18 protein-coding genes and 1 tRNA gene are annotated in these 23,423 nt (G+C 35.4%); 6 read left to right on the top strand and 13 right to left on the bottom strand.

What is annotated here, in order from left to right; all coding sequences use genetic code 11:
• Positions 1-320: 320 nt before the first annotated feature.
• From JCM15579_RS09970 to JCM15579_RS09960, 3 genes are read left to right on the top strand one after another with little or no spacing between them, the layout of a single operon-like run.
• Positions 321-686, top strand: a complete 366-nt coding sequence (locus JCM15579_RS09970) for a BlaI/MecI/CopY family transcriptional regulator (RefSeq protein ID WP_054719422.1) — start codon at positions 321-323, stop codon at positions 684-686.
• The gene (locus JCM15579_RS09965) at positions 686-1,723 is read left to right on the top strand and encodes a M56 family metallopeptidase (RefSeq protein ID WP_054719419.1); all 1,038 of its coding nucleotides are present in this window, start codon (positions 686-688) and stop codon (positions 1,721-1,723) included. The genes JCM15579_RS09970 and JCM15579_RS09965 overlap by 1 nt, the downstream gene beginning before the upstream one ends.
• A gap of 44 nt (positions 1,724-1,767) precedes the next feature.
• Positions 1,768-2,403 carry a hypothetical protein gene (locus JCM15579_RS09960; RefSeq protein ID WP_157471426.1) on the top strand — a complete coding sequence of 212 codons (636 nt, stop codon included), beginning with the start codon at positions 1,768-1,770 and terminating at the stop codon, positions 2,401-2,403.
• A 63-nt stretch (positions 2,404-2,466) separates the two neighbouring features.
• Here JCM15579_RS09960 and JCM15579_RS09955 read toward each other — a convergent pair whose 3' ends face one another.
• From JCM15579_RS09955 to JCM15579_RS09935, 5 genes are all read right to left on the bottom strand, one after another.
• A complete protein-coding gene (locus tag JCM15579_RS09955) occupies positions 2,467-2,820 on the bottom strand; it encodes a rhodanese-like domain-containing protein (protein ID WP_054719414.1) in 354 nt (117 codons plus the stop codon).
• Positions 2,821-3,219: 399 nt separating this feature from the next.
• Complete coding sequence (locus JCM15579_RS21905) at positions 3,220-3,717, bottom strand: serine hydrolase (RefSeq protein ID WP_083464625.1); 498 nt, start codon at positions 3,715-3,717, stop codon at positions 3,220-3,222.
• Between the two features lie 58 nt (positions 3,718-3,775).
• A complete protein-coding gene (locus JCM15579_RS21900; protein ID WP_054719408.1) occupies positions 3,776-4,342 on the bottom strand; it encodes a serine hydrolase domain-containing protein in 567 nt (188 codons plus the stop codon).
• 257 nt (positions 4,343-4,599) lie between these two features.
• Positions 4,600-4,959 carry a hypothetical protein gene (locus tag JCM15579_RS09940; RefSeq protein ID WP_054719405.1) on the bottom strand — a complete coding sequence of 120 codons (360 nt, stop codon included), beginning with the start codon at positions 4,957-4,959 and terminating at the stop codon, positions 4,600-4,602.
• Positions 4,960-5,221: 262 nt separating this feature from the next.
• Positions 5,222-6,514: a thioredoxin domain-containing protein gene (locus JCM15579_RS09935; protein ID WP_054719402.1), complete on the bottom strand. Its 1,293-nt coding sequence runs from the start codon at positions 6,512-6,514 to the stop codon at positions 5,222-5,224.
• A 586-nt stretch (positions 6,515-7,100) separates the two neighbouring features.
• On the opposite strand from JCM15579_RS09935, the gene JCM15579_RS09930 reads away from it, so the two are divergent.
• A complete protein-coding gene (locus JCM15579_RS09930) occupies positions 7,101-7,832 on the top strand; it encodes a DUF6261 family protein (RefSeq protein WP_054719399.1) in 732 nt (243 codons plus the stop codon).
• 264 nt (positions 7,833-8,096) lie between these two features.
• On the opposite strand, the gene JCM15579_RS09925 is transcribed toward JCM15579_RS09930, so the two are convergent.
• The 4 genes from JCM15579_RS09925 to folB form a co-directional block, all read right to left on the bottom strand.
• Positions 8,097-9,881: a hypothetical protein gene (locus JCM15579_RS09925; RefSeq protein ID WP_054719396.1), complete on the bottom strand. Its 1,785-nt coding sequence runs from the start codon at positions 9,879-9,881 to the stop codon at positions 8,097-8,099.
• Positions 9,871-10,413, bottom strand: a complete 543-nt coding sequence (locus tag JCM15579_RS09920; RefSeq protein ID WP_054719394.1) for a Panacea domain-containing protein — start codon at positions 10,411-10,413, stop codon at positions 9,871-9,873. The genes JCM15579_RS09925 and JCM15579_RS09920 overlap by 11 nt, the downstream gene beginning before the upstream one ends.
• Before the next feature lie 165 nt (positions 10,414-10,578).
• Positions 10,579-10,649: transfer RNA gene (locus tag JCM15579_RS09915), tRNA-Cys, on the bottom strand.
• A 117-nt stretch (positions 10,650-10,766) separates the two neighbouring features.
• Positions 10,767-11,117, bottom strand: a complete 351-nt coding sequence (folB, locus tag JCM15579_RS09910) for a dihydroneopterin aldolase (RefSeq protein WP_054719635.1) — start codon at positions 11,115-11,117, stop codon at positions 10,767-10,769.
• A 255-nt stretch (positions 11,118-11,372) separates the two neighbouring features.
• Here folB and JCM15579_RS09905 point away from each other — a divergent pair, with 255 nt between their 5' ends.
• Positions 11,373-13,082 (top strand): glutamine--tRNA ligase/YqeY domain fusion protein, encoded by a 1,710-nt coding sequence (locus tag JCM15579_RS09905; RefSeq protein WP_054719632.1) that lies wholly within the window; start codon positions 11,373-11,375, stop codon positions 13,080-13,082.
• 179 nt (positions 13,083-13,261) lie between these two features.
• Here the strand turns inward: JCM15579_RS09905 and gltX are convergent, their stop codons facing one another.
• From gltX to JCM15579_RS09885, 4 genes are all read right to left on the bottom strand, one after another.
• The gene (gene gltX / locus JCM15579_RS09900) at positions 13,262-14,794 is read right to left on the bottom strand and encodes a glutamate--tRNA ligase (RefSeq protein ID WP_054719391.1); all 1,533 of its coding nucleotides are present in this window, start codon (positions 14,792-14,794) and stop codon (positions 13,262-13,264) included.
• Positions 14,795-14,872: 78 nt separating this feature from the next.
• Positions 14,873-15,259 (bottom strand): response regulator, encoded by a 387-nt coding sequence (locus tag JCM15579_RS09895; RefSeq protein WP_054719388.1) that lies wholly within the window; start codon positions 15,257-15,259, stop codon positions 14,873-14,875.
• Between the two features lie 407 nt (positions 15,260-15,666).
• A complete protein-coding gene (locus JCM15579_RS09890; protein ID WP_054719385.1) occupies positions 15,667-18,219 on the bottom strand; it encodes an adenosylcobalamin-dependent ribonucleoside-diphosphate reductase in 2,553 nt (850 codons plus the stop codon).
• Between the two features lie 369 nt (positions 18,220-18,588).
• Positions 18,589-19,818, bottom strand: a complete 1,230-nt coding sequence (locus tag JCM15579_RS09885; RefSeq protein WP_054719383.1) for a 3-deoxy-D-manno-octulosonic acid transferase — start codon at positions 19,816-19,818, stop codon at positions 18,589-18,591.
• Between the two features lie 138 nt (positions 19,819-19,956).
• Here JCM15579_RS09885 and JCM15579_RS09880 point away from each other — a divergent pair, with 138 nt between their 5' ends.
• Complete coding sequence (locus tag JCM15579_RS09880; protein ID WP_054719380.1) at positions 19,957-23,406, top strand: DUF8818 domain-containing protein; 3,450 nt, start codon at positions 19,957-19,959, stop codon at positions 23,404-23,406.
• Positions 23,407-23,423 lie beyond the last annotated feature (17 nt).

The following is a 23,423-nucleotide window of genomic DNA, read 5'->3' as shown; positions in this document are numbered from 1 at the left end:
TCATAGCTGCAAGTTTAAAGCATTAAATGCCCGGGGTAAATGAGTAAAACGGTTCTCGCCCCGGGGTAAAAATTCTTCCAATTCATTGTCGCACTCAGCTTTGCTATTTATTCCAGAATAGTCTTTGCGACAATCTTGAACACAGTTCGGAAATATTTCCACAGAAATATATAAAAATTCCAAACTCCCTTTTTTCCAGTATTTTCGATACTTTCAGTTCGGTTTTTATTGTTTATCAACTATATTTTCTAGTTTTTAAACTGTATTTGTAGTTGCAAAACTAGATTTTATAGTTATATTTGATTAAAATATTTTGCGAAATGAAGAAGTTAACACAAAAAGAAGAGGAAATTATGAAGTTATTTTGGGCCGAAGGTCCAATGTTTGTAAAAGAACTTCAGAAAATCTTTCCCGATCAGAAATTACACTACAATACCCTATCGACCATGGTGAGAGCTTTGGAGGAAAAGTTATTTATCGCTCATGAGTCCTTTGGGAAAACGCATCGTTACTATGCTGCCATTACCGAAGAAGAATATCACAAAAAAACCATGGGGAATGTTGTTAAAAAATACTTTGACAACTCCTACAAAAGAGTAGTATCCATGTTCGTTGAAGAAGAGAAACTATCCATCGACGAGCTTAAAAAATTAATTCAGGACATTGAAGACAATAAAGACAAATAATGCTGTTTAGTTTTATTACATACATGATAAAAACAGGTATTGGCCTGGCATTTTTCTACTTTCTTTTCAAACTGTTGTTGAGTAGAGATGGTAGACATGCCTACAAAAGGTTGGTACTTCTGGTATCGGTAGGTGCTGCTTTTACTATTCCGCTGCTGGCCAATATGATTCCCGCTAGCGAGATGAATTCTACCCCATTGGTAAAAGTTCGGGAACTTATTGAATTGCCGTTGGTGGAAACTGGCATAAGCAACAGCACTCCGCTTGAAACAACAGGCAAAATAAGCCACGTACATCAAATAAATTGGTATGTGTTGATTTACCAACTGGTTCTGATTCTGCTCTTCCTGCGTTTCTTGCTATCCTACAAAAGCATTTTTAAATGGCTTAAACAAGCCAATATACAATCCTATAAAAATTTACTACTGGCGATTGTACAAGATAACATACAGGCATTCTCGTTTTGGAAATACATTGTACTCTCAAAACAAGATTACCAGAACAATAAAACTCCAATTCTTCTGCACGAAGAAGCACACTTGAGACTGTATCATTCATATGATGTAATCTTATTGGAACTGGTTTGTTTTCTGCAATGGTTCAATCCATTTGCATGGTTATTGAAAAAGGAGTTAAAACTGGTTCACGAATTTCAGGCCGATCAGGCCGTACTCAAATCTGGCATCGATGCAACACAATATCAACTGTTGATTTTGGAAAAAGCTGTAGGCAAAAGACGTTTTGCTTCAGCAAATCATTTCAAACAAGGTTCAATCTCAAAACGAATTAAGATGATGAAAAAGAAACAATTTTTACGATGGAGCGTTGCTAAAACCCTACTCTTTTTACCTGCAGGATTTCTACTTTTACAGGCATTTACCAATCCTAAAGTAAGTGAAAAGGTAAATACTCTGCCTGCGCTCATGGTTCAGGTCAATGATAGTGAATCATGGCTTAAGGAATGGCGATATGAAAATATCGAAAATTTAAATGCTGGCGTTTTCTTTGGTAAACAGCTGCCCACAAACCCGATTTAAGTTGGCAATTAGGACCAATTAAAGAAAGAAATGTATTAGCCATATTGCAAAATAGACCTGGTGATATTCTTATAAACGGGCGATTGGTAGCCAAAAAAGATTTAAAAGCAATTGTAAAATCATTTATCAGTGGTAAAAACTATTGGAACGAAGCCAATCCTGAAACGGCTGTTAACAAATTGAACAATGGCAATTCGGCAAAGGTAAACCAGCTTGCAATTAGCTATCAAGTTGACAGGGCTACATCAAAAGAAGCCATTGCCGGAAGCATGCAAGCCATTGGCAAAGCCTACCTGGAAGTGCGAGCAGAAAAGGCGCAAGAGCTATTTAGTAAGGATTACTTTCAATTGTCGGATGCACAGCAACTGGAAATTGATGAAAGAGTTCCAATCCGAATTGCACCTTTTACAGCCGTTAAGATGTCTGCGAATGCCTTAGACATCAGAATTACTAAGGAAGGGATCTTTATCGACCAAAAAAAATGTGCACTAAGTCTTATTGAAGAGAGGGCAAAAGCTTTGGTACAAAACAAAAAACGATCGCTTGCCGAAATCCGAGTTCTCGATCCAGCAATCAATAAGGATGTGATTAAAGAAATCAAAAGACAACTCCGAAATGCGGGCATCAAAAGAATTAACTATTCCGGCGTAATGAGTGTAGTGGAAACTCCTGCCAAATAGTTATTGAATAATGTTGATAAAGAAAGCTCAATAAACCAAATTATTGAGCTTTCCTTTTATGCTTTAATAGGCCTCAGCCTTCATTTTCTTTAGTTGGCGATTCCAACTGTACAAGCCTCCTTTTAGATGCGCAGCTTTATGAAACCCAATTTTACGCAAGTAATTTCTCACCTGCTTGCTTCTAAATCCCAAATGACAGAAAATAATAATATCCTTATCCTTAGGCAGGGTAGGAATCTTATTTTGAATCTCTCCCATTGGAATGTGAATGGAATTCTCGATCCCTTCTTTTGCCAGTTCATGCGGCTCACGAATGTCAATCAGTAAAATATCCGAACCCTTTTCCAACTCCTCCATCAACTCTAAAGCGGTAAAACTTGTTTTGGGTGCATTATCATTGTTTGTAAAAATATTCATATTCAATAGTTTAATAAAACAGGGGAACAAAACTCTTGAAAGGCTCTATTTACAGCCCTTCTGAACAACTACCAAATTTAAAAATTTTCATCAGCCAAGCCTCATCAAGCAGCAAGAGATGCCTCTACATTGGCTTATACAGATCAATTATAAAAAATGAACAATTATCAATGAACTGAAATCAGTGTCTCTTAATTCACATTTATTTTCCTGAAAATAATTCGACAGAGAATTAAATATACAATCGTTTAATTATAAATTCTCCCCTTCCAGGGAGATGCCGACAGCCAGAAGGGTGTATTTTTGATTGTATTTCTCTTAAAAACACCCTTTTCCTTATCAGGATTTTCCCTAAAAGGGAAAAAATCATTTCGAAAATGACCAGAAATCAATGATCCATCAAAACTCTGCCTTCAAAATTTCGTCGACACAGTGCAATAAGGTCATTTTGCCTTTGTATGAATCACAATTGGTTTGAAAAGCCACGGCAATTTTTTGCTCTGGATAATACAGGAAAATGGAACGAAATCCGGGAACGAAACCCGTATGACCATAGGCTTTGCCATGCGCGCTTTTAAAAATAAAACTACCCATACCATAAGAATCATACTCACTTATAAGTCCATTGGGATTAGGCGTCACAATTTTTTGTAGCGTTTCATCAGAAAATGGCAGTGCCTCGTAGTAAAACTTGGCCCATTTTGCCAGGTCGGATGTAGTAGAAGCATATCCTCCTCCAGTCCATTCCATTTGCGGATTCATAACATACCTTCCTTCAACTACAACCTGCTTTGGCATGTGAAAAAAGGCATCCAAACCCGAATAGCCAATTGGCAAGCGTGGCATATCGCGACGAGTAGCCGCATAGGTTTCTTTAAAATGCAGTGGAGCTAAAATCCTGCATTGGCCACCTCGTAGTAATTCATGCCCGTAACCTTCTCAATCAGCATTCCAATCAGCAAATAATTGGTGTCGGAATAAGCCCAGCCTCGCCTGCCTTGTGCACCGCTTCCATATCAAATGCATACTGCAGTCGGTCCTTGTAGGTCCATACCTTATCGGGATTATTTTTGATCTCGATCCACAGCTGTTCATTCTCTATGTAGCGCGGCAAACCACTTGTATGCTGCAATAGCATCTCCACAGTGATATCTCCAATATTTGGCAATTTCGACAACCAACACTCCCCCTGGCAGTAGTTAAAAAACTTCTCCTTTAAATCAACCTTACCCTCCTCAACCAGCTGATACAAAACTGCTGCAGCATAAGTTTTCCCTATGCTTCCCGAAAACATTACATGTTGCAAATTCATCCTTTCCTTACGGATAGAATCAGAATATCCTGTTACATAGTTTTCCCGTCGTCCATCCTGGTAAATGATGGAAAATTTTGCACCAGGCATATCCAACAACTGCACAATACTATCGAGCTTATGCTGATAGGTACACTGCGAAAATCCGTCGAAACAAAAAGAGAATATTAGAATCAAAAATAGGGGAAGAAAGAGGTATTGTTTTTTCATAGCGTGGTTGAATTGGGTTAACTACCTGTAAGGTAATATGTTTTTCTTAAAAAATCTAATCATAAAATTGAATATCTAATTAGATCTACTTATTCCAACAAATCCCAAATAAAAACTTCCACTATTTTATAATATGCCTCTTTCCAAAACTAATGGAGAGAATATAAAGAAGACTCGAACATTCTCATACAATTAAAAAAGGATGGACGATTATAGATCATCCATCCTAAATAAAAATCAATGCAATATTTTAAATTTTAATGCACTTTGCAATGCAGGGTAACATTACCACTAGCGGATACTACATTTTGCCAATCATCAGTTACACCTCCAGCAGTATTACAAAGAATTCCTGTATTTTCAAAATTGAACTTCACAGCTTGTCCTGTTGAGTTAGGCACTCCTTTTCCTTTACAAATAAAATTAGTCACTCCACCATTATTCATAACAGTGATTCTACCTTCAACAAGTTCAAAACCACCATCACCGTTCATTACACCACAAGCAGTATCCTTTATCACAACTGCAGCATTGTTATCATCTGCACTAAACCCAGAAAGAGCAAAAACGCCACCAAACACCAAACAAATCGCCAAAACTCTAAAAACATTTTTCATAATTCCTAAATTTTAAAGTGAAAACTATTAAAAAAATAATCTCAAATTTACCACAATCAAATTAGGAAGTCAAGGTTATATCTATTTTTTAAATATCCGCTTCATACTTATAATCAGCTTTTTGCAGACATGTTAAATTTACATATTATTTCAAGCTCATTTGATGATCAAGATTAAGCAAGTGCTATGAAATTAATTGTCAAATAAATAGAAATAAAAGTTTAAGAATAATTATAACTTATCATATTTTTCAAGTTTTCCTTTAGTCATCACCCGAAAATTTTTCAGTTAAATAGATTGAATCCTGAATGCTGATCGCATCCGTTTTATTCAAATTATTAGACAGATATTTGATTAGGAAATTAATGTTTTGAGGACGAAGATCGTAAATTCTTTTTCCATTTAGGAACACGCTTGGAGTTCCATCAAGTTTAAGATCCACTCCCTCCTGTATATCGCCAGCAATCTTTTGCTGACAAGTTTCAGAGTTGAGTTCGTGATTGAATTGCTCTAAATTGAGCTTTAATGAATTGGCAATATGAATAAATACATCCGGTTCAACATCATTCAGATTTTGGTTGAATAATGAATCATGGTAAGACCAAAACATTCCTTGCTGATGAGCCGCTTGAGCAGCTCTGGCCGCCTCACACGCATTAGGATGCATATCATATTTTGCAATGGGATTACACGAGGAACTTAAAGGGAAATATTTATACCTAATATTTAGTCTACCCTCATTACATTTGATGAGCTCAGTAAAACTCTTTCCAAATATAGCACACATTGAACATTGAAAATCACTGTAAACCACCATAGATACCGGGGCATCAACAGGACCTAAAATTGGCTCCCCGCTCCATTCGGAGATATTAGCCGCCGGAATCGAATCGAATTTAAGAAGTTCCTCAAGTGGATCGTAACTTGCCAACTTATTCATATTAATGCTCAGCCCTTGTATCCTTATCCATTGATACATTACCAAGACCAGGCAAATTGCAATAATGTATGGAAGAGCATGCCAGTTTTTAAAAGATAAACTCTCTTTTTTGCCCAAAAGTACCAAAGCCAACATTTGTTTTAAGGCTTTGAACAAATCCGAGAAACTGGTTTCTGTTAACTTCTTTAAAAAGATAAAAAGCAATAAGTTGGATACATGAATCACAAAACAGAAAGGACAAAACAAAACCGGGTATACTAACATCTTATAAATAAAGAAAAGACTGGCAAATAAGCTCACAGCACAAATCCAAAAGGCTGTAATAAGCATTGTCTTTTTTAGTGAACTCGATAACCAAATTCCAAGCCCCAGGAATAAAGCGAGTGAAATAAAATAGATTGCTCCCCATCCAGCAATCGGGATTTTAGCAAAAGTTGCATAACTGCTATATAAGGCTGTTTTACACGACTTGCCAAAGACAACAGAACATAGGTCTGATTCCCCAAACTTTCCTGCTGTCATATTAAAATGAGTGTTTAAAAGATAAAACGACAAAATAATTCCAATTGCTGTTAGCAGATATGAAAATGCATACCAATACTTCAAATTTTTCATGAATTTTCATTTACAGATGAGTAATAATCACAGATCATCAAACGGTAATCGTAATACATATTTACCGCTACCAGAGAATAAAGCTTTGGGAATGGGCCATCATTTCAGAAAAATCAATTCACACATCGTGCACACAAAGCCAGCAGAAAAATGAGTAAAAAAAGTCTATCTAATTTACCATTTCTACCAAGTATTGTCAACCCTTAATTTTGCTTCACAGGCATCCTAGTAAGTAATGTCTCAGATTTTGTATAAGCAAGGGGTAGTATAATGTTTCCTGCAGGTTGCAGGAAGGTTTTTATATACTGTATTTTTCTTCCTGCAAGCGGCAGGAAGGATTTTCAAGGGTGTATTTTCTTTCCTGCAGCCTGCAGGAGAGATTTTCAGGGGTGTATTTTTCTTCCTGCAGGCTGCAGGAGCAAAAATACACCTCAAGGATTAAGTTCCTGATTTAGTGAAATCAATTATGTGCTGTAAAACATATATTCACCAACTGAATGAACCTAAAATTAATTTGGCTTTCTATATTATATCTAATAACTATTTCTTAAATTTATTTTTAGTTAATAATTATAACACACTTATTATGTATTTCAACATTAATTACAGAAGGCTAAAGAACAGAACATTCGTTCAGTTTTTCCAACACCTGCTAGAAATACTACAAGCAGGAAATCCCGAAACTTTACTGGTGAAAAAACAATACGACGACTTGCTGCCTCTGGTGGCAGTATTGTTCGAGTTAACACAGGCCGATAAAGGCTCTGAAATATCAGACGAGTTGGTGGAACTTGATGGAAAAAGAGATGCAACATGGTTGGGAATCGATTTGCAAATTCAATCTTTTGCACATCATTTCGATCCTGCGAAACAGGAAGCTGCCATTGCTCTCGAAAATTCTTTAACGCCTTTTGGTACCGGTTTTACTCGCATAAAGTATGTAGAAGAAACCAATACACTAAATGGAATTATCAACAAATGGGAAGGCAATGCTGATTTAAGCACTGCAATTACCACACTTGCCTTAACCGAATGGGTAAACAAGTTAAAAGCTGAAAACACCCTATTCGATACAAAATTCAAGGCCAGAGTGAATGAAAGAGCCGATACTCCTGATGTAAAATCTGTAGAGTTGCGCAAGCAAATTATAGCAGCATATCGCGAATTATTGGCGCACTTACAAGCTCATACAACCCTTAGTACAGATGGTTCTTACGATACCATTAACAATCGTATCAATCAGTTGATTGACGAATACAATAAAATGATTCCTAAAAAGGAACAGGAAGAAACTCCAGCCGAAGAGGCTGCTGAGTAGTTCAGACATTTTGTAGTTGAGCCCTTCGGGGCTCTTTTTTATTGTAGCATTATGAGTCAGAAATTACCAAACCGACAATGAATCAGCGACCAACGGACACATCTTCTAACACGATAGTGTTTTCTATCGGATCTCTTTGTACTTTAGAAATAATCTTAAGGAGTGTTGGAAGAAGAGGTAGGAAAATAAGAACTGTAAATAAAAAAAAATAACAGGCTCTATAGGCTGAAGAAGAATGAATTATAGTGCAATATTAACTTAGTATTAATTGAATGGCCACAAAGAAAAAGCCATAACAAACATTATAATTGTAGCTACAAAAAATAATGCTAGAAAAAATATATGAAAGACTGAAAGGTCTGTGATTTTACTTTTTTCTCTTGAAATCATCCAAATTACAATCGCAAATGAACACATCGAATAGGAAAAAATTAAACTAAATTTTGCAGCATTTTGAAAACCTTGTATTCCTTTAAATAGTTCAGTAGTACTAGAAGCAAATATCACCAATGCCGCAAATATTCCTAAAATTTCAATTTGCTTTCTTTCATGTCGCAAAACATCATCTTTAATATTTTTAATATCATGCTTCTCTTGTAACATTTTCTTATACAAAGTATAAGTATCAATACTTTGCTCTAATGAATTTACAGAATTTAATATTTCATTATAGTTAAGTGGAAGAATATATCCCGAAGACAAATAAAGTTTTATTTCTCGATCTGTTCCTTTCTCTTTATTAATTGTAAGACAATCATCAAACTCTGACATAAATGGCTGAAAATCCGTATCAATACACCATTTTAAATTTTTCTTTAATAATCGATAAAATTTGCCCTTATAGTTCGACAATGAAGAAATTCGATTAAAATCCGCATCCTCCTTCTCAATTTCTTCATTTATTAGAATATTAAAATGCTTACATAGTTTCCAATATGGGAAAAAGTTATAAACTTTTGTTTGCTCTTGTATTAACTCTATACGAACCATCAAATCTTTAATATCATCAACATTACGATTCTTTGATTTTAATATAAAAGACAGTTTATTATTTAGAAAATAATTCAAAGCAATCTGCCAAGCTCGTTTAGAATATAAATCAGATTCTTCATCAATTAAATCTGTATACCTTTGATCTACCTCATCAATCAAATTATTAATCTGCTCCAGATTTTTTTGCTTATCCTTATAATGCTTAATTAACACATGGTAATTAATTAAACTCAGATCTTCCCCTCTTCTTTGTTTCTTATACGCTTCACTCAATCGCTTTTCTTGTAGATTCTTTGAATCTTCTGTTGCTTGATAATGTCTCTTATAATCCTTAATTAAATCTTTAAAATAATAATTTGATTCTATTGAGTCACCTAAACCGTATTTCTTCAGATTAAATTGATAGGTAATGTTTTTTTCCTGTTTATCTAACTTCTTAGCTACCTTAAATATTAAAAGCTTACACTTATCTTCTAATATTTCATTGAATGGTAAAAAACCATTCAACTTAGATTTAATAGATTCCAACAACAAAATCATTTGATGCAAATACTCCTCACTTATTGAAATAGTATGATCAAACCGAGCTACATCACAATTAACTCTAAACAAGGTTACTTGTTTACTAATATCAAAAGAATCTCTCTTAGGTTTTGGATATTCGTAATTATGTTTGTTTAAAATTTGAATTTCTTCTGAATCTAATCTATTCTCAAGAACACTAATTAAATGTTTTAAATGCAAAAGAGAGTAATTGATTGGTTTTACAAAACCATCAAATAAAATTTCTTGAGTCTTCTTTTTCGAGGCTGAATGCGAGTCTGAGTATAAGGATAACAAAATCTGGATCTTGCCCTCTGCTTCTTCAATGAAACTTTTTGTTACAGTAACATTTGTATAATCCCCTGTTATAATGGCCCAATTTAATCCATTAAAAATATCATTGATTAAACTTTTACATTTTCCAATTTGAAGAAAATCACTACCATCAACTCCAAAGTCAAACTCTGCATTCTCAAATTCGTCAAATTTCGCTATGACTTGACTAAAACTCATATGAAACCTGATTCAATGTAAAAATCTTGTTTTCAGCTTTAATCAATTCGTTAGGAATCTTATGTGAATATTGATTATTATTTAAAGCATAGTCGTAAACCATTGACCAACAACTCCACATATGACTAAGCTCTACCAAATCAAAAGGATTCATTTTAATTAATTGAGGATTCACCCTTTTTAATTTTTCTATAGCTTCATCAATTCGAGCTTTTTCGATAGAATCATTATTAAAGTCTATATTATTTTTCGACGTAGTTGATTCTTTGGTAATTCTATATCTAAGTAAATCCCCTAATGAATCATAAATCTCACTTTCAACAGGTCCATAAGGCATTGCATAGAAATCGTCAAATATATCCAATAACCCATCACTTTCAGTATTAGCTCCTACCGCAGATGTAAAAAACAACAGTTTAAGTACTTTAATTTTACTAAGATCATTAGATTGGTCACAATAAACCTCACCATACCATTCTAACAATCTTGATACAAAGTATTCAAAATTTAATTTTTTTATTTCTGGGGTCATAGTTGTTGGATTTAAATGCTCTTGCTAAAAGTACAAAATATATGTAAACAATAAAATTTTTCTTAAGATTATCATTCAAATTATAACCTACCACTAAGCAATAATTAAATCATATTAAAAAACCTCATCTGCATAAGCAAATGAGGTTTTATTCGAATTTTCCAGAGGTCTCTGGCGGATTCGAACCGCCGTAGACGGTTTTGCAGACCGCTGCCTAGCCACTCGGCCAAGAGACCCTATCTCCTTAAAGGCGTTGCAAAGATATAAATTTCTGTTTTACCTGTGCAAACTTTTTGCTAGCTTTTGTAACAAAAATTTTACACTCAAAATGCAAAGCCAGCATAATCAATAGCTTAACGACTTAGCGTAAGGCTCACTTTTTCGATTTGTCCACCCATTGGCGGGTTCATTTTCGATACTTTTACGGTTGCATGCTGCAATTCTGGGAAGTTTTCGTACAACATATCCAAAATTCGCTGGCAAACATGTTCCAACAAATGCGATTTAATTTGCAGTTGCTCCTTAATTTTTTCGTAGGCACGCTGGTAGTTTAAAGCATCGCCAATGTAATCGCTTTGGGCAGCCTTTGTTTCATCGTATTCCATGCGAACATACACGGTAAACTTGTTCCCTACAATCTGCTCCTCTTTAAAACATCCGTGATAGGCATAAAACTCCATGCCTTCCAATTCGATAATTCCCATCTCTGTTTGTTGTTGATATTCTGGGGCGAAATTAAAATAAGAAATTCCAATTTCCAAAAGCCAAATTCCAAATCACAAAAATTGGGTTTTGGGTTTTGGTTTTTGGGATTTTAACTACTTTTGTTTTTTCGTTTTCAATCAGGTACAGATGTAAAGATTTATTGTAAATTTATGTTTGTGCATTTCGAAACGAAAAGCAAGGCAGGATTCAATCGAATCCGAGGCAAATCATTGTATCATTTTAAATTGAAAAACATGGATAACAAAACTGTAAAGGACGAGAGTGCTAACGAAAAATCTCTGAATTTTATCCAACAGATCATCGAGGAAGATCTGAAAAACAATGTAAATGATGGAAGAGTACACACCCGATTCCCACCAGAACCAAATGGGTATCTTCACATCGGTCACGCAAAGGCAATTTGCCTAAACTTTAGCCTTGCCCAACAATACCAGGGAAAATGTAATTTACGTTTCGACGATACCAACCCAGTTAAGGAAGATACAGAGTATGTTGATTCTATTATGGAAGACATCAAATGGTTAGGTTTCCAGTGGGATGGCGATCCATTGTATACTTCTGATTATTTCGATCAGTTATACGATTGGGCAGTTCAGCTGATTAAAGATGGCAAAGCTTATGTAGATGATCAAACTGCTGAGCAAATTGCAGAGCAAAAAGGAACACCAACCGTTCCTGGAACCGAAAGCCCTTTCCGTAATCGTAGCGTTGAGGAAAACCTTGATTTGTTCGAAAGAATGAAGAATGGTGAATTTAAGAATGGAGAAAAAGTATTGCGTGCTAAAATCGATATGGCTTCACCAAACATGCACATGCGCGATCCTTTGATGTATCGTATCATGCATGCGCATCATCACCGTACTGGCGATAAGTGGTGCATTTACCCAATGTACGACTATGCTCACGGCGAGTCGGATTATATCGAGGGCATTACTCATTCAATTTGTACTTTGGAATTTGAAGTTCACCGTCCGCTTTACGAATGGTTTATCGATAATATTACTGATACAGAATACAGACCTAAGCAGCGCGAATTTGCTCGCTTAAACTTAAGCTACACTGTAATGAGTAAGCGTAAGTTATTGGAATTGGTTACCGATCGTCACGTAAATGGATGGGACGATCCACGAATGCCAACTGTTTCTGGTTTGCGTCGTAGAGGTTATACTCCTGCTTCAATTCGCAATTTTGCCGATATCATTGGTGTTGCAAAACGTAACAATGTAATTGATGTTTCATTATTGGAGTTCTGTGTTCGCGAAGATTTGAACAAAACTGCAACTCGCGTAATGGGTGTGTTGGATCCTGTAAAATTGGTAATCACCAACTATCCTGAAGGAGAAGAAGAGTGGTTGACCATTGATAACAATCCTGAAGATGAGAATGCAGGAACTCGAGAAATTCCATTCTCGCGCGAACTGTACATCGAGCGTGATGACTTTATGGAAGATGCTCCTAAGAAATTCTTTAGAATGACTCCGGGTCGTGAGGTTCGTTTAAAGGCTGGTTACATTGTAATGTGTGAGAAAGCTGTGTATGATGCTGATGGAAACATCACCGAAATTCACTGTACTTACGATCCTAAATCGAAGAGTGGTAGCGGAACCGAAGAGAGCAAGCGCAAAGTAAAAGGTACACTTCACTGGGTATCTGCAAAACATGCTGCTAAGGCTGAAGTTCGTTTGTACGATCGTTTGTTCAACGATGAAGCTCCTGACGGACACAAGGACAAAGATTTCAAGGAATTCATTAATCCTGATTCATTGCAAGTTTTAAAAGAGTGTTACGTTGAACCTTGCTTAAAAGACGCTAAGGCTGAAGATCACTTCCAGTTCACACGTTTGGGATACTTCTCGCTTGATAAGGATACCACTGCTGATCAATTGATCTTTAACCGTACGGTTTCTTTAAAAGATTCTTGGGCAAAAGCACAGAAGAAATAAATTAGCTACAAGCTAAATGACAATATAAACCTGCTGGGATTTTTCTGGCAGGTTTTTTTATTGATAAAATTGAAAGCCCCGGGTTAAAACCCATGCTGCATAAAATAAAAAACCACCTCTAATTTTAGAGGTGGTCTATATATCCTTTGCTAGTAATTTAAACCACTAGCATTCTAAATTTAATTTTTGATGTTATCCATTGCAAAATCCAAACGAGCAATGGTTTCTTCTTTTCCAAGAATTTCGATAATATCGAACATGTGAGGTCCTTTACCTGCACCTACCATAGCCAAACGGAATGGGTTCATCACCTTTCCAAAGCCAATTTCCTTCGAAGTGATCCATTCTTTTACCACTTCCTCGGTGTTTGCAGATGAAAAATCTTCAATTCCTTCCAAAATACCTTTCAATTCTACCATTAAAGCTGAAGTATCTTCTTTCCATCCTTTTTTCACAGTCTTGGCATCGTACTCTTTAGGCGCTTCGAAAAAGAAATTCACCTGGTCCCAAAGTTCAGCAATAAAATCCACACGATCCTTCACCATTCCGCATACGCGATTCACAATAGCTTGATCAGCTTCAATCCCTTTTGCTTTTAACACCTCTTCGCTAAATAAGCCACCAATCTCTTCATCTGATTTGTTCAACAAGTATTGGCGATTGTACCATTTGGTTTTCTCAGGATCGAACTTCGCACCAGATTTGTTCACACGATCTAACGAGAATACTTGTGAAAGCTCTTCCATTGAGAAGATTTCCTGCTCAGTTCCTGGATTCCAACCCAAGAAAGCCAACATGTTTACGAAAGCTTCTGGAAAATATCCATCTTCACGGTATCCCGAAGAAATTTCATTGCTTTTAGGATCAGTCCACAACAATGGGAATACTGGGAAACCTAATTTATCGCCATCGCGCTTACTTAATTTTCCTTTACCAACTGGCTTTAAAATTAACGGCAAGTGTGCGAATTTAGGCATATTATCAGCCCACCCAAACTGTCGGTAAAGCAACACGTGCAATGGCATCGATGGTAACCATTCTTCACCACGAATTACATGAGAAATCTTCATCAAATAGTCATCTACCACATTCGCCAAATGATAAGTTGGCATACCATCCGATTTGAACAATACTTTATCATCCAAAGTAGATGTGTTGAATACTACATGACCACGAATTTCATCATCCATGTGTAATTCTTCACCAACAGGCATTTTAAAACGAACTACGTATGACTCGCCAGCTTCAATCTTTTTTTGAACTTCCTCGGCAGGTAATGCCAATGAGTTATTCAAATTTTCACGAGTTTCGTGATTGTATATAAAAGTCTTCTTTTCTTCTTCACATTTTTTACGGATCTCATCTAACTCCTCAGGAGTATCAAATGCATAATAAGCATCACCCGAAGCAATCAACTGATCGGCATACTCACAATACATTGGCTTACGTTCCGACTGACGATAAGGACCATATTCACCACCAACAGTAGCTCCCTCATCAATTGTTATTCCACACCATTTTAGCGCTTCTACAATATAATCTTCAGCTCCTGGAACATATCTTGTTTGATCGGTATCCTCGATACGCAACAAAAATTCACCATTGTGCCTTCTCGCAAATAAATAGTTAAATAAGGCTGTTCTTACACCACCCATATGCAACGGTCCGGTAGGACTTGGTGCAAATCGAACTCTGACTTTCTTTTCGCTCATTTTTATATCCGTTAATTCCGCAGCAAAGATAAGAAAATGGAAAAAGAAATTTAATGCGTAAAATTAAAAATGATAGAATTAAATAAATCGAGCAATCACGTCCTTTAGCCCGTTAATATCAATAGGTTTTGTTACAAAATCATCGCAGCCGGCAGCCATTATCTCTTCATATGCTTCGCCATAATGGTAAGCTGTTTGTGCAATTATAGGAATTTGATGATTCAATTTCTTGATGCTACGAGTTGCATCATAACCATTCATAACAGGCATTTGCATGTCCATTAAAACCAAATCTATTTCAGGATTCGCCTCAAACAGTCGAATGGCTTCTACTCCATCTTTGGCTCGAATTAAACGAGCATTGGTATCCGTAAGCACTTCTTCAAGAAAAATGTAGTTAAAATCTTCATCTTCTGCTACAAGTAACACTTTACCTTCCCAATTGTATTCAGAGGAGAAATTCATATGCTGTATCGTCTTTTTTATTCATTAAGTGATTGTCTTATACCAAAGTTAGAATATTTTATGATAAGACAAAAGAAAACCGAATTTAATCTGAACTTTTTTACATACAAAAAAGGGCTTCTCGTAGAGAAGCCCTAACAACAGAAATAAATTTAAACAGTCATGTGTCAATTTCTTGAACTCACCATTGTTGACATTGCAATCAACTTTATATTTATAAGTTTTAAAACTGAAATCTAAACTGATTGAAACAAAAATAAGACTTTTTACTTACAATACAAGCTTTTTGAAACAATTTTACTTATAATTCAAAACAGATATCATTTACAGCAATTAAAACTTGACACAAATAAAGGAGTCTTTAAAAGACTCCTTCATTTAAAAGTGGTATGTTATTTATTAAGTAGTTATCCGCATTTTGAAGTCCCACAAGACTGACAAATTAAACAACCCTCCTGGTAAATAATATGATCTGAACCACAATCAGCACATATCATACCTTTTGCTTTAGTTCCATTCGGAATGTATTTTTTAAGTGCACGCTCAACACCATTCTTCCAAGTATTGATATTTTCACTATCTAACTGAAGACCAGAAACAAGATTTACCACTTGCTCAATTGGCATACCATGGCGCAATACACCTGAAATCAGTTTCGCATAGTTCCAAAACTCTTTATCAAATTTGTAAGACAAGCCTTCGAATGTGGTTTTGAATCCTCGTTTGTTACAGAACTGGAAGTCGTAACGAGTATTCCCTTCATCATCCTTTCTTTTAATAATAATTCCTTTATTTACTGATTTTGGTAACAAGATACCTTCTTCATCATCAGCAATACCAGTAAAAATTTCGTAAGGCTGTCCTTTATACAAACCGATAAAGGCAATCCATTTCTCTTTGTTATTTTGGAAACGAACAACTTCTGCTTCCAACTCAACAGGACGTTTTTCAGGTACAATTTTAGTCTCTTCCTCTTTTTTATCATTAGAGATTAAAACTCCTGAACGAGATCCATCACGATATACTGTACAACCTTTACAACCACTCTTCCATGCTTCAACATACAAATCACCAACCAATGATTCTGGCACATCCGAAGGTAAGTTTACAGTTACACTAATCGAGTGATCTACCCATTTCTGAACTCTACCTTGCATACGAACTTTTTGCACCCAATCCACATCATTCGAAGTTGCCTTATAGTATGGCGATTTCTTCACCAATTCATCTACTTCCTCGCTTGTGAAGTGTTGAGCTGCATTAATTCCATTTGCTTCCATCCAGGTAACAAATTTGTGGTGGAATACTACGAACTCTTCCCAGCTATCGCCAACCTCATCCACAAAGTCAACTCGTACATCTTTATCATTAGGGTTAACTTTTCTTCTGCGTTTGTAAACTGGCATAAATACTGGCTCAATACCAGAAGTAGTCTGAGTCATCAAACTGGTTGTTCCAGTAGGAGCAATGGTCAAACAAGCAATATTTCTACGACCATATTTTTTCATTTCAGCATAAAGATTCTCATCTGCCTCTTTCAAACGCAAAATAAATGGGTTTTTGCTTTCTCTATTAATATCAAAAATATCAAAAGCACCACGATCTTTAGCCAAATAAACTGATGAACGATAAGCCTCAACTGCAATGGTTTTGTGAACTTCTACTGAGAAATCAATAGCTTCATCACTACCATAACACATACCAAGAGCAGCAATCATATCTCCTTCGGCAGTAATACCAACACCTGTTCTTCTACCTTCGTTAGCTTTGGTTTTGATATTTAGCCAAAGATCTTTTTCTACTCTCTTAATTTCCCTTCCTTCTGGATCTGAATCAATCTTTTCGATAATTGCATCAATTTTCTCCAACTCCAAATCGATGATATCATCCATAATTCTTTGCGCAAGAGCCACATGTTTCTTGAACAAATCGAAATTAAACTTCGCCTTTTTAGTGAATGGATTCTCTACATAGCTGTACAAATTTATTGCCAACAAACGGCAGCTATCGTAAGGACACAAAGGAATCTCGCCACAAGGGTTTGTTGAAACCGTTCTGTAACCCAAATCAGCATAACAATCTGGCACCGATTCTCTTTCGATAGTATCCCAGAATAAAATTCCTGGTTCTGCAGATTTCCAAGCATTGTGTACAATTTTGTTCCAAAGCTTTCCTGCGTCTATATCTTTCTTATAGGTTGGATTTTCTGAATTAATTGGATATTGTTGGGTGTATGGTTTACCATCCAATACAGCCTGCATAAATTCATCGTGAATTTTTACAGAAACATTTGCTCCGGTAACTTTCCCCTGTTCCATTTTAGCATCAATAAATTCTTCCGAATCTGGATGCTTAACAGAAACACTTAACATCAAAGCTCCACGACGACCGTCTTGTGCAACCTCTCTTGTTGAATTTGAATAACGTTCCATGAATGGAACAACACCCGTTGAGGTTAATGCAGAATTTTTAACCGGTGAACCTTTAGGACGAATGTGAGATAAATCGTGTCCAACTCCACCTCTACGTTTCATCAATTGAACTTGTTCCTGATCAATCTTCATGATTCCTCCATATGAATCGGAATCACCATCGTTACCAATCACAAAACAGTTAGACAAAGATGCAATTTGGAATTTGTTACCAATTCCAGACATAGGGCTTCCTTGTGGAACGATATATTTAAAATCCTTAAGTACGGCGAAAATTTCTTCTTCGCTTAGAGGATTAGGATAACGCTTTTCGATTCTTGCAATTTCACTTGCAATTCTGCGATGCATATCATCCGGGGTCTTTTCATAAATATTTCCAAACGAATCTTTCAGTGCGTACTTGTTCAACCAAACACGTGCTGCTAATTCATCTCCATTAAAATATTTAAAAGACGCTTGAAAGGCTTCTTCAGAGCTGAAAGTCTCTTTCATTTTTTCTCCTTGTTGTTGCTTCTCTTTAACTTCCATTCAGGTTCTCAAAAAAGTGGTTCTTACTGCGAATAACTTGTCTCTATATATCAGCAAAATGACTGGTTTCACCCAGTCCATTTTTGTAATATGCAAGTTACACAACTTGTACTTACCGTACAACAAAGAAATCTTTTTTTAATGAAAAGTTATCCACAAAAACATGTTAATTTCTTGATATTGTGTCTTTTAATTTTTTATTTTTTTTGAAAAGTTGTCCAAAAAGAAAATCTTCCTTATATTCTCAGATACTAAAACTTCTCGATTTAAACAAATTCATTCATCACCATTTTAAGGCGATTTATAAAATTACAAAGTAAAAACGTGGCACCCTCAGTAAAACCTGAACATTCAAAAAAGTCAATAACATCAGACCTTAATTTCCAATAAAATCTTATCGCTAGCTCCACGCATTTTATCTACGTAGTTTTTAGACTGAAGCCCTGAAAAGTTTCTTTTTTCTGAATTTTCATAGAAGATATCAAGAAGATTTTTCAATTCAGAATAGTTTTCATAAGATTTTGAAGCACCTATTTCAATAAGATCTTTTGCTTCCTGAAATTTGTGGTAATTTGGTCCAAATATCACTGGCAATCCAAAGGTTGCTGCCTCCAAAGTGTTGTGAATTCCTCTTCCAAATCCACCACCGATATAGGAAACGGTCCCATATCGATACAAGGAAGATAACACTCCAATGCAATCAATCACCAATACTTCTGCAGCATCAATTTCTTCTTTTGTTGCCTTGGTATATCTCACCCATGATTTTTGAATTTTCGAAGTAATGTTGTTGATATGATCTTCATCCACTTCATGTGCAGCAATAATATACTTGTAAGAATTTTTAGTCTCATTTAAATATCTGATGATATTTTCTTCGTCTTTTGGCCAGGTGCTACCCGCAATAAGCACTTCTTTACCTTGGGCAAATCCTTCTACCTTTGGCAAAGTTTTAGAATTAGTTGCAATTGTATATACCCGATCGAATCGAGTATCACCGGTAAGCGTTACATTCGAAAGACCAATTCTTTTTAATAAATCTACCGATTCCTGGTTCTGCACAAACAAATGAGTAAATGCACTTAACATTTTTCTATGAAAACTTCCATATCCTTTAAAAAACAACTGATCCGGTCTGAAAATCGTAGAAAAAATATAAGTTGGCACATTTCTTTTCTTCAACTCTTTTAGGTAGTGATGCCAAAACTCATACTTTATAAAAAACGCCATCTTTGGATTCACTATGTCCATAAAACGCTTTGCATTTCTGGCAAAATCCGGAGGCAAATAAAAAATATAATCAGCCCCTTCGTAATTTTTCCGAACCTCATAACCCGACGGAGAAAAGAATGTCAGAAGGATTTTACTATTTGGATATTTCTCCTTAAAGATCTCAATAACTGGTCGTCCTTGCTCAAATTCTCCTAACGAAGCAGAATGAAACCAAACAATATCCTCTTCACCATTAATTTCCTCCTGAAGCTTTGCAAATACATTCTTTCTGCCAACAACCCATTGTTTGGCTTTTGGGTTAAAAAATGCAGCAATTCTAATTAAAAGAACATACAATCGAATCGACAGGTTGTAAAAAAGAACCATATTTGAAAAAAATTAGTGTTAAACGGAACAGCTTCGCTATATTTATTCTTTGCAAAACTAATAATTTTAAAGATCAGATTTCGTTATTAATGAAGCGAATCCTGTAATACCCAAAGTCAGTTTAAAGAATATCTTCTATTGAAACTTCGGATTTTCATCATATTAATTCTTTGTTTCGGTCTTAAACAGATCGGATTCTCTCAAAACAATCTGCGATTAAAACGAGTTTTAATCAATCAAGATACCATTCAGTTAGACTCTTTAATCATTTTACCATCAACAGTGAAACTGTTCCATAATGCAAAAGAGATACAAAAGGATTGGTATCAAATAAATCCGGCTAAAGGAGAACTAATTAGTAGCCCGAAACTAAAGGAAATTAGTGATTCAATCCTTATTAAATACAGAATTTACAATTATAATGTACGTAAGCCAATATGCACAAGAGATCTCTCCGAAATTAATTTGGCAAAAGATGCAAGAGCTAGAGCATTTTCGACTGTTAGAAATTACAGCAACAGAGGTCTTCTCAACGACAGCCAGTTACAAAAGCAAGGAAATTACTCCAGAGGGATTTCATATGGAAACAATCAGGATGTGGTCACCAACTCTAATTTAAACCTTCAGTTATCAGGTAAATTGAGTGATGATGTTAATATTCTAGCAGCCATTTCCGACAATAACATCCCCATTCAACCCGATGGGAATACACAGTCTATTCAAGATTTTGACAGAATATACATCAAGCTTTTTGATGATACCAAAGAACTCACTCTTGGTGATTACGAAATAGAATCACCAGAAGGAAATTTTATGCGATTTTATAAAAAGGTGCAAGGGGGAAAATTCTCTGGTTTGATCAGCAAAAACAAGAATGGCAATGAATTGAAATCAACAATTAGTGCTTCAATTGCCAAAGGCAAATTCAGAAGAATGGAAATTACTGGATCGGAAGGAATTCAAGGCCCATATCGCTTAATCGGTGTGAATAACGAAAGCTATATTGTAGTTCTTGCAGGTTCGGAAAAAGTATTTGTTGATGGGAAAAAATTAATGCGGGGTGAAAACTATGATTATGTGATCAATTACAACACTGCAGAATTGAGTTTTACTACTCAACAACCTATAACAAAAAACTCTCGCATTGTAGTGGAGTTCGAATATTCTAAAGAAAACTATTCTCGTTACCTGATTTTTAATGCCAATGAGTACAAAACCAAGAAAGGTAAAATTTGGCTCAACATTTACCAGGAACAGGATAGCAAAAATCAACCGTTGGATCAAACCCTAAGCCAAGAAGACAAACAACTATTAAGCAATATTGGCGATAATCTTGATTTAGCCTTGGTTCCAAATGAAGAGATAGTTGAATATTCCAATGACTTTGTTCTATATCGAAAAATTTCCAAAACTGTAGAGGAAAAAATTTACTCCATTTATGAATATTCCACCGCGCCAGAAGAAGCAATATACAGGGTGAATTTCTCCTTTGTTGGAAACAATGGAGGGAATTACATTCAGATTAATAGTGTTGCAAATGGTAGAGTTTATAAATGGGTTGATCCAATAAATGGAGTTGCGCAAGGTAATTATGCTCCGGTATCGAAGTTGATCTCACCACAAAAACAACAAATGCTAAGCTTTGGTGCCGATTACAACCTATCACAAACATTCAATTCACAATTTGAAATAGCCTTAAGCAATAAGGATTTAAATACATTTTCTTCCATTGACGATGGCGATAATCAAGGAATTGCTGCGGAATTTTCTTTGGCTAAAAAAACTTTGATTGCAGACACTACTAAATTTTTGAATACGCAGCTCAACATGCATTTTATTCAGAAAAACTTTGAGCAAATAGAGAATTTCAGATCGGTTGAATTCAAAAGAGATTGGAATATTGCAGAAAGTGTCAATAAAAACAACGAAAACCACATTGCCCTGATAAATCAATTCAACAATGCAAATTGGGGTTCAATCGCTCATAACATATCTGTATTAAAAAGAGAATCTGATTACAAAGGTGTTAATCAAAATTTAAACTTAGCTTACCAGAGAAACAGATACTCTATCCTTTTCAATGGCAATATATTAAGCACAGATCAAAAAAATCTGGAAAGCAAATTTTATCGACACACATTAAATGCTGCATATTCAACAAAAATTGCAAAAATTGGAATTGAAACCGAAAATGAAAACAATCAAATTGAAAATTCCGAAAGCAAAAATCTTTTGGCAAGTAGCTTCTCCTTTTATTCTTATAAATTTTACATCGAAAACCAGGACTCTACAAAAAATCAGTTTCAAGCCTATTACCGCAAACGAAAAGATTTTCTCCCATTAGATAATAAGTTAAAAACTCAAAGTGAATCGGAAGATTTTGGCGGAAAAATCTGGCTTAAAAAGAACAGGAAAAATCAATTAAAAATTGAAAGCATTTACCGACGATTAAAAATCCGTGAAAACGCTATTGGCGACGAAAAACCGGAAAACACCTTTCTTGGTAAGCTGGAACATCAGGCTAAAATTAAAAAAGGATTGCTACATACTTCCACCTACTACGAATTGGGTTCTGGTCTGGAGAGCGAGAAAGAATTTTCATATGTTGAGGTGAATGATGGCAGAGGAATTTATCGCTGGACCGATTACAACAACAATGATGTAAAAGAGCTTAATGAATTTGAAATCGCCACATTCAAAGATGAAGCCAACTATATTAGAATCGCTACCAATACTAACAATTACAATAAAGTTTATACTAGCGATTTTAGGCAAATATTTAATTTGCGTCTTAAGCGTTTAAAAACAAAATCAGGTATAGGTTTATTCATTTCACGATTCAGCAATCGCTTTGCTTATCGTCTTTCTAAAAAAAGTTTAAACAATGATTTTAATCTTTATGCCAATCCATTTCAATCTCATGCTTCCGACGAGAATTTAATTACTGTAAATTCTAGCTTTCAGAATACATTCTCATACCAAAAACCCAAATCAAAAACCAATTGGGATATTATTCATTTAAGCAGTAGAAACAAACAATTGCTCACTCAAGGATTTGAAAGACGCAAATTTGAACAGAACGGATTCCGGTACAATTGGAACATTGGCAGATCAAGTCAAATCTCGAACCGTATGGATTTTGGAACAAAAAGCATGTATCAGGAAGGATTTACAAATCAAAACTATCGCTTAAAAGAGATCAAAAACGAGCTCCAACTAAAATTCCAAACCAGTCTTGTATTTCAATTTGGATTAACCTATATCTATCAGCAAAAAGATAACAAACTAGCAAGCGAGGAATCAAAAACTCATAATATTGGAGCCAATTGTCAATATGGACTTTCAAAAACCGGAAGACTTCAGGCTGCAATCAATTTCCTAAACCTGATATACAATTCCGATTCAAATACTTCTATAGCCTACGAAATGCTGGAAGGATTTTTACCTGGCAACAACTCAACCTGGAATCTGTCTTACAACCAACAACTATCTAAAGTCTTTCAAATGAACATTTCCTATAACGGTCGTCAGAGCGAAGGTGGAAAAACCATACATGTTGGAAGCATGGAGTTGAGAGCTTATTTTTAATTTAACTCATTTCTGTA

The organism is Marinifilum fragile JCM 15579, assembly GCF_001310955.1.
Taxonomy (GTDB): domain Bacteria; phylum Bacteroidota; class Bacteroidia; order Bacteroidales; family Marinifilaceae; genus Marinifilum; species Marinifilum fragile.
Note: the sequence above shows the minus strand (reverse complement) of the source record. Positions and strands in the feature narration are given on the sequence as shown.

Excerpts from the sequence above, each read along its gene's own strand:
- JCM15579_RS09920 (WP_054719394.1), bottom strand. The coding sequence starts at position 10,413 with ATGACCCCAGAAATAAAAAAATTAAATTTTGAATACTTTGTATCAAGA.
- JCM15579_RS09955 (WP_054719414.1), bottom strand. The coding sequence starts at position 2,820 with ATGAATATTTTTACAAACAATGATAATGCACCCAAAACAAGTTTTACC.
- JCM15579_RS21900 (WP_054719408.1), bottom strand. The coding sequence starts at position 4,342 with ATGAAAAAACAATACCTCTTTCTTCCCCTATTTTTGATTCTAATATTC.
- JCM15579_RS09885 (WP_054719383.1), bottom strand. The coding sequence starts at position 19,818 with ATGGTTCTTTTTTACAACCTGTCGATTCGATTGTATGTTCTTTTAATT.
- JCM15579_RS09895 (WP_054719388.1), bottom strand. The coding sequence starts at position 15,259 with ATGAATTTCTCCTCTGAATACAATTGGGAAGGTAAAGTGTTACTTGTA.
- gltX (WP_054719391.1), bottom strand. The coding sequence starts at position 14,794 with ATGAGCGAAAAGAAAGTCAGAGTTCGATTTGCACCAAGTCCTACCGGA.
- JCM15579_RS09905 (WP_054719632.1), top strand. The coding sequence starts at position 11,373 with ATGGATAACAAAACTGTAAAGGACGAGAGTGCTAACGAAAAATCTCTG.
- JCM15579_RS09925 (WP_054719396.1), bottom strand. The coding sequence starts at position 9,881 with ATGAGTTTTAGTCAAGTCATAGCGAAATTTGACGAATTTGAGAATGCA.
- JCM15579_RS09935 (WP_054719402.1), bottom strand. The coding sequence starts at position 6,514 with ATGAAAAATTTGAAGTATTGGTATGCATTTTCATATCTGCTAACAGCA.
- JCM15579_RS09890 (WP_054719385.1), bottom strand. The coding sequence starts at position 18,219 with ATGGAAGTTAAAGAGAAGCAACAACAAGGAGAAAAAATGAAAGAGACT.
- JCM15579_RS09970 (WP_054719422.1), top strand. The coding sequence starts at position 321 with ATGAAGAAGTTAACACAAAAAGAAGAGGAAATTATGAAGTTATTTTGG.
- JCM15579_RS09940 (WP_054719405.1), bottom strand. The coding sequence starts at position 4,959 with ATGAAAAATGTTTTTAGAGTTTTGGCGATTTGTTTGGTGTTTGGTGGC.
- JCM15579_RS09965 (WP_054719419.1), top strand. The coding sequence starts at position 686 with ATGCTGTTTAGTTTTATTACATACATGATAAAAACAGGTATTGGCCTG.
- folB (WP_054719635.1), bottom strand. The coding sequence starts at position 11,117 with ATGGGAATTATCGAATTGGAAGGCATGGAGTTTTATGCCTATCACGGA.
- JCM15579_RS09930 (WP_054719399.1), top strand. The coding sequence starts at position 7,101 with ATGTATTTCAACATTAATTACAGAAGGCTAAAGAACAGAACATTCGTT.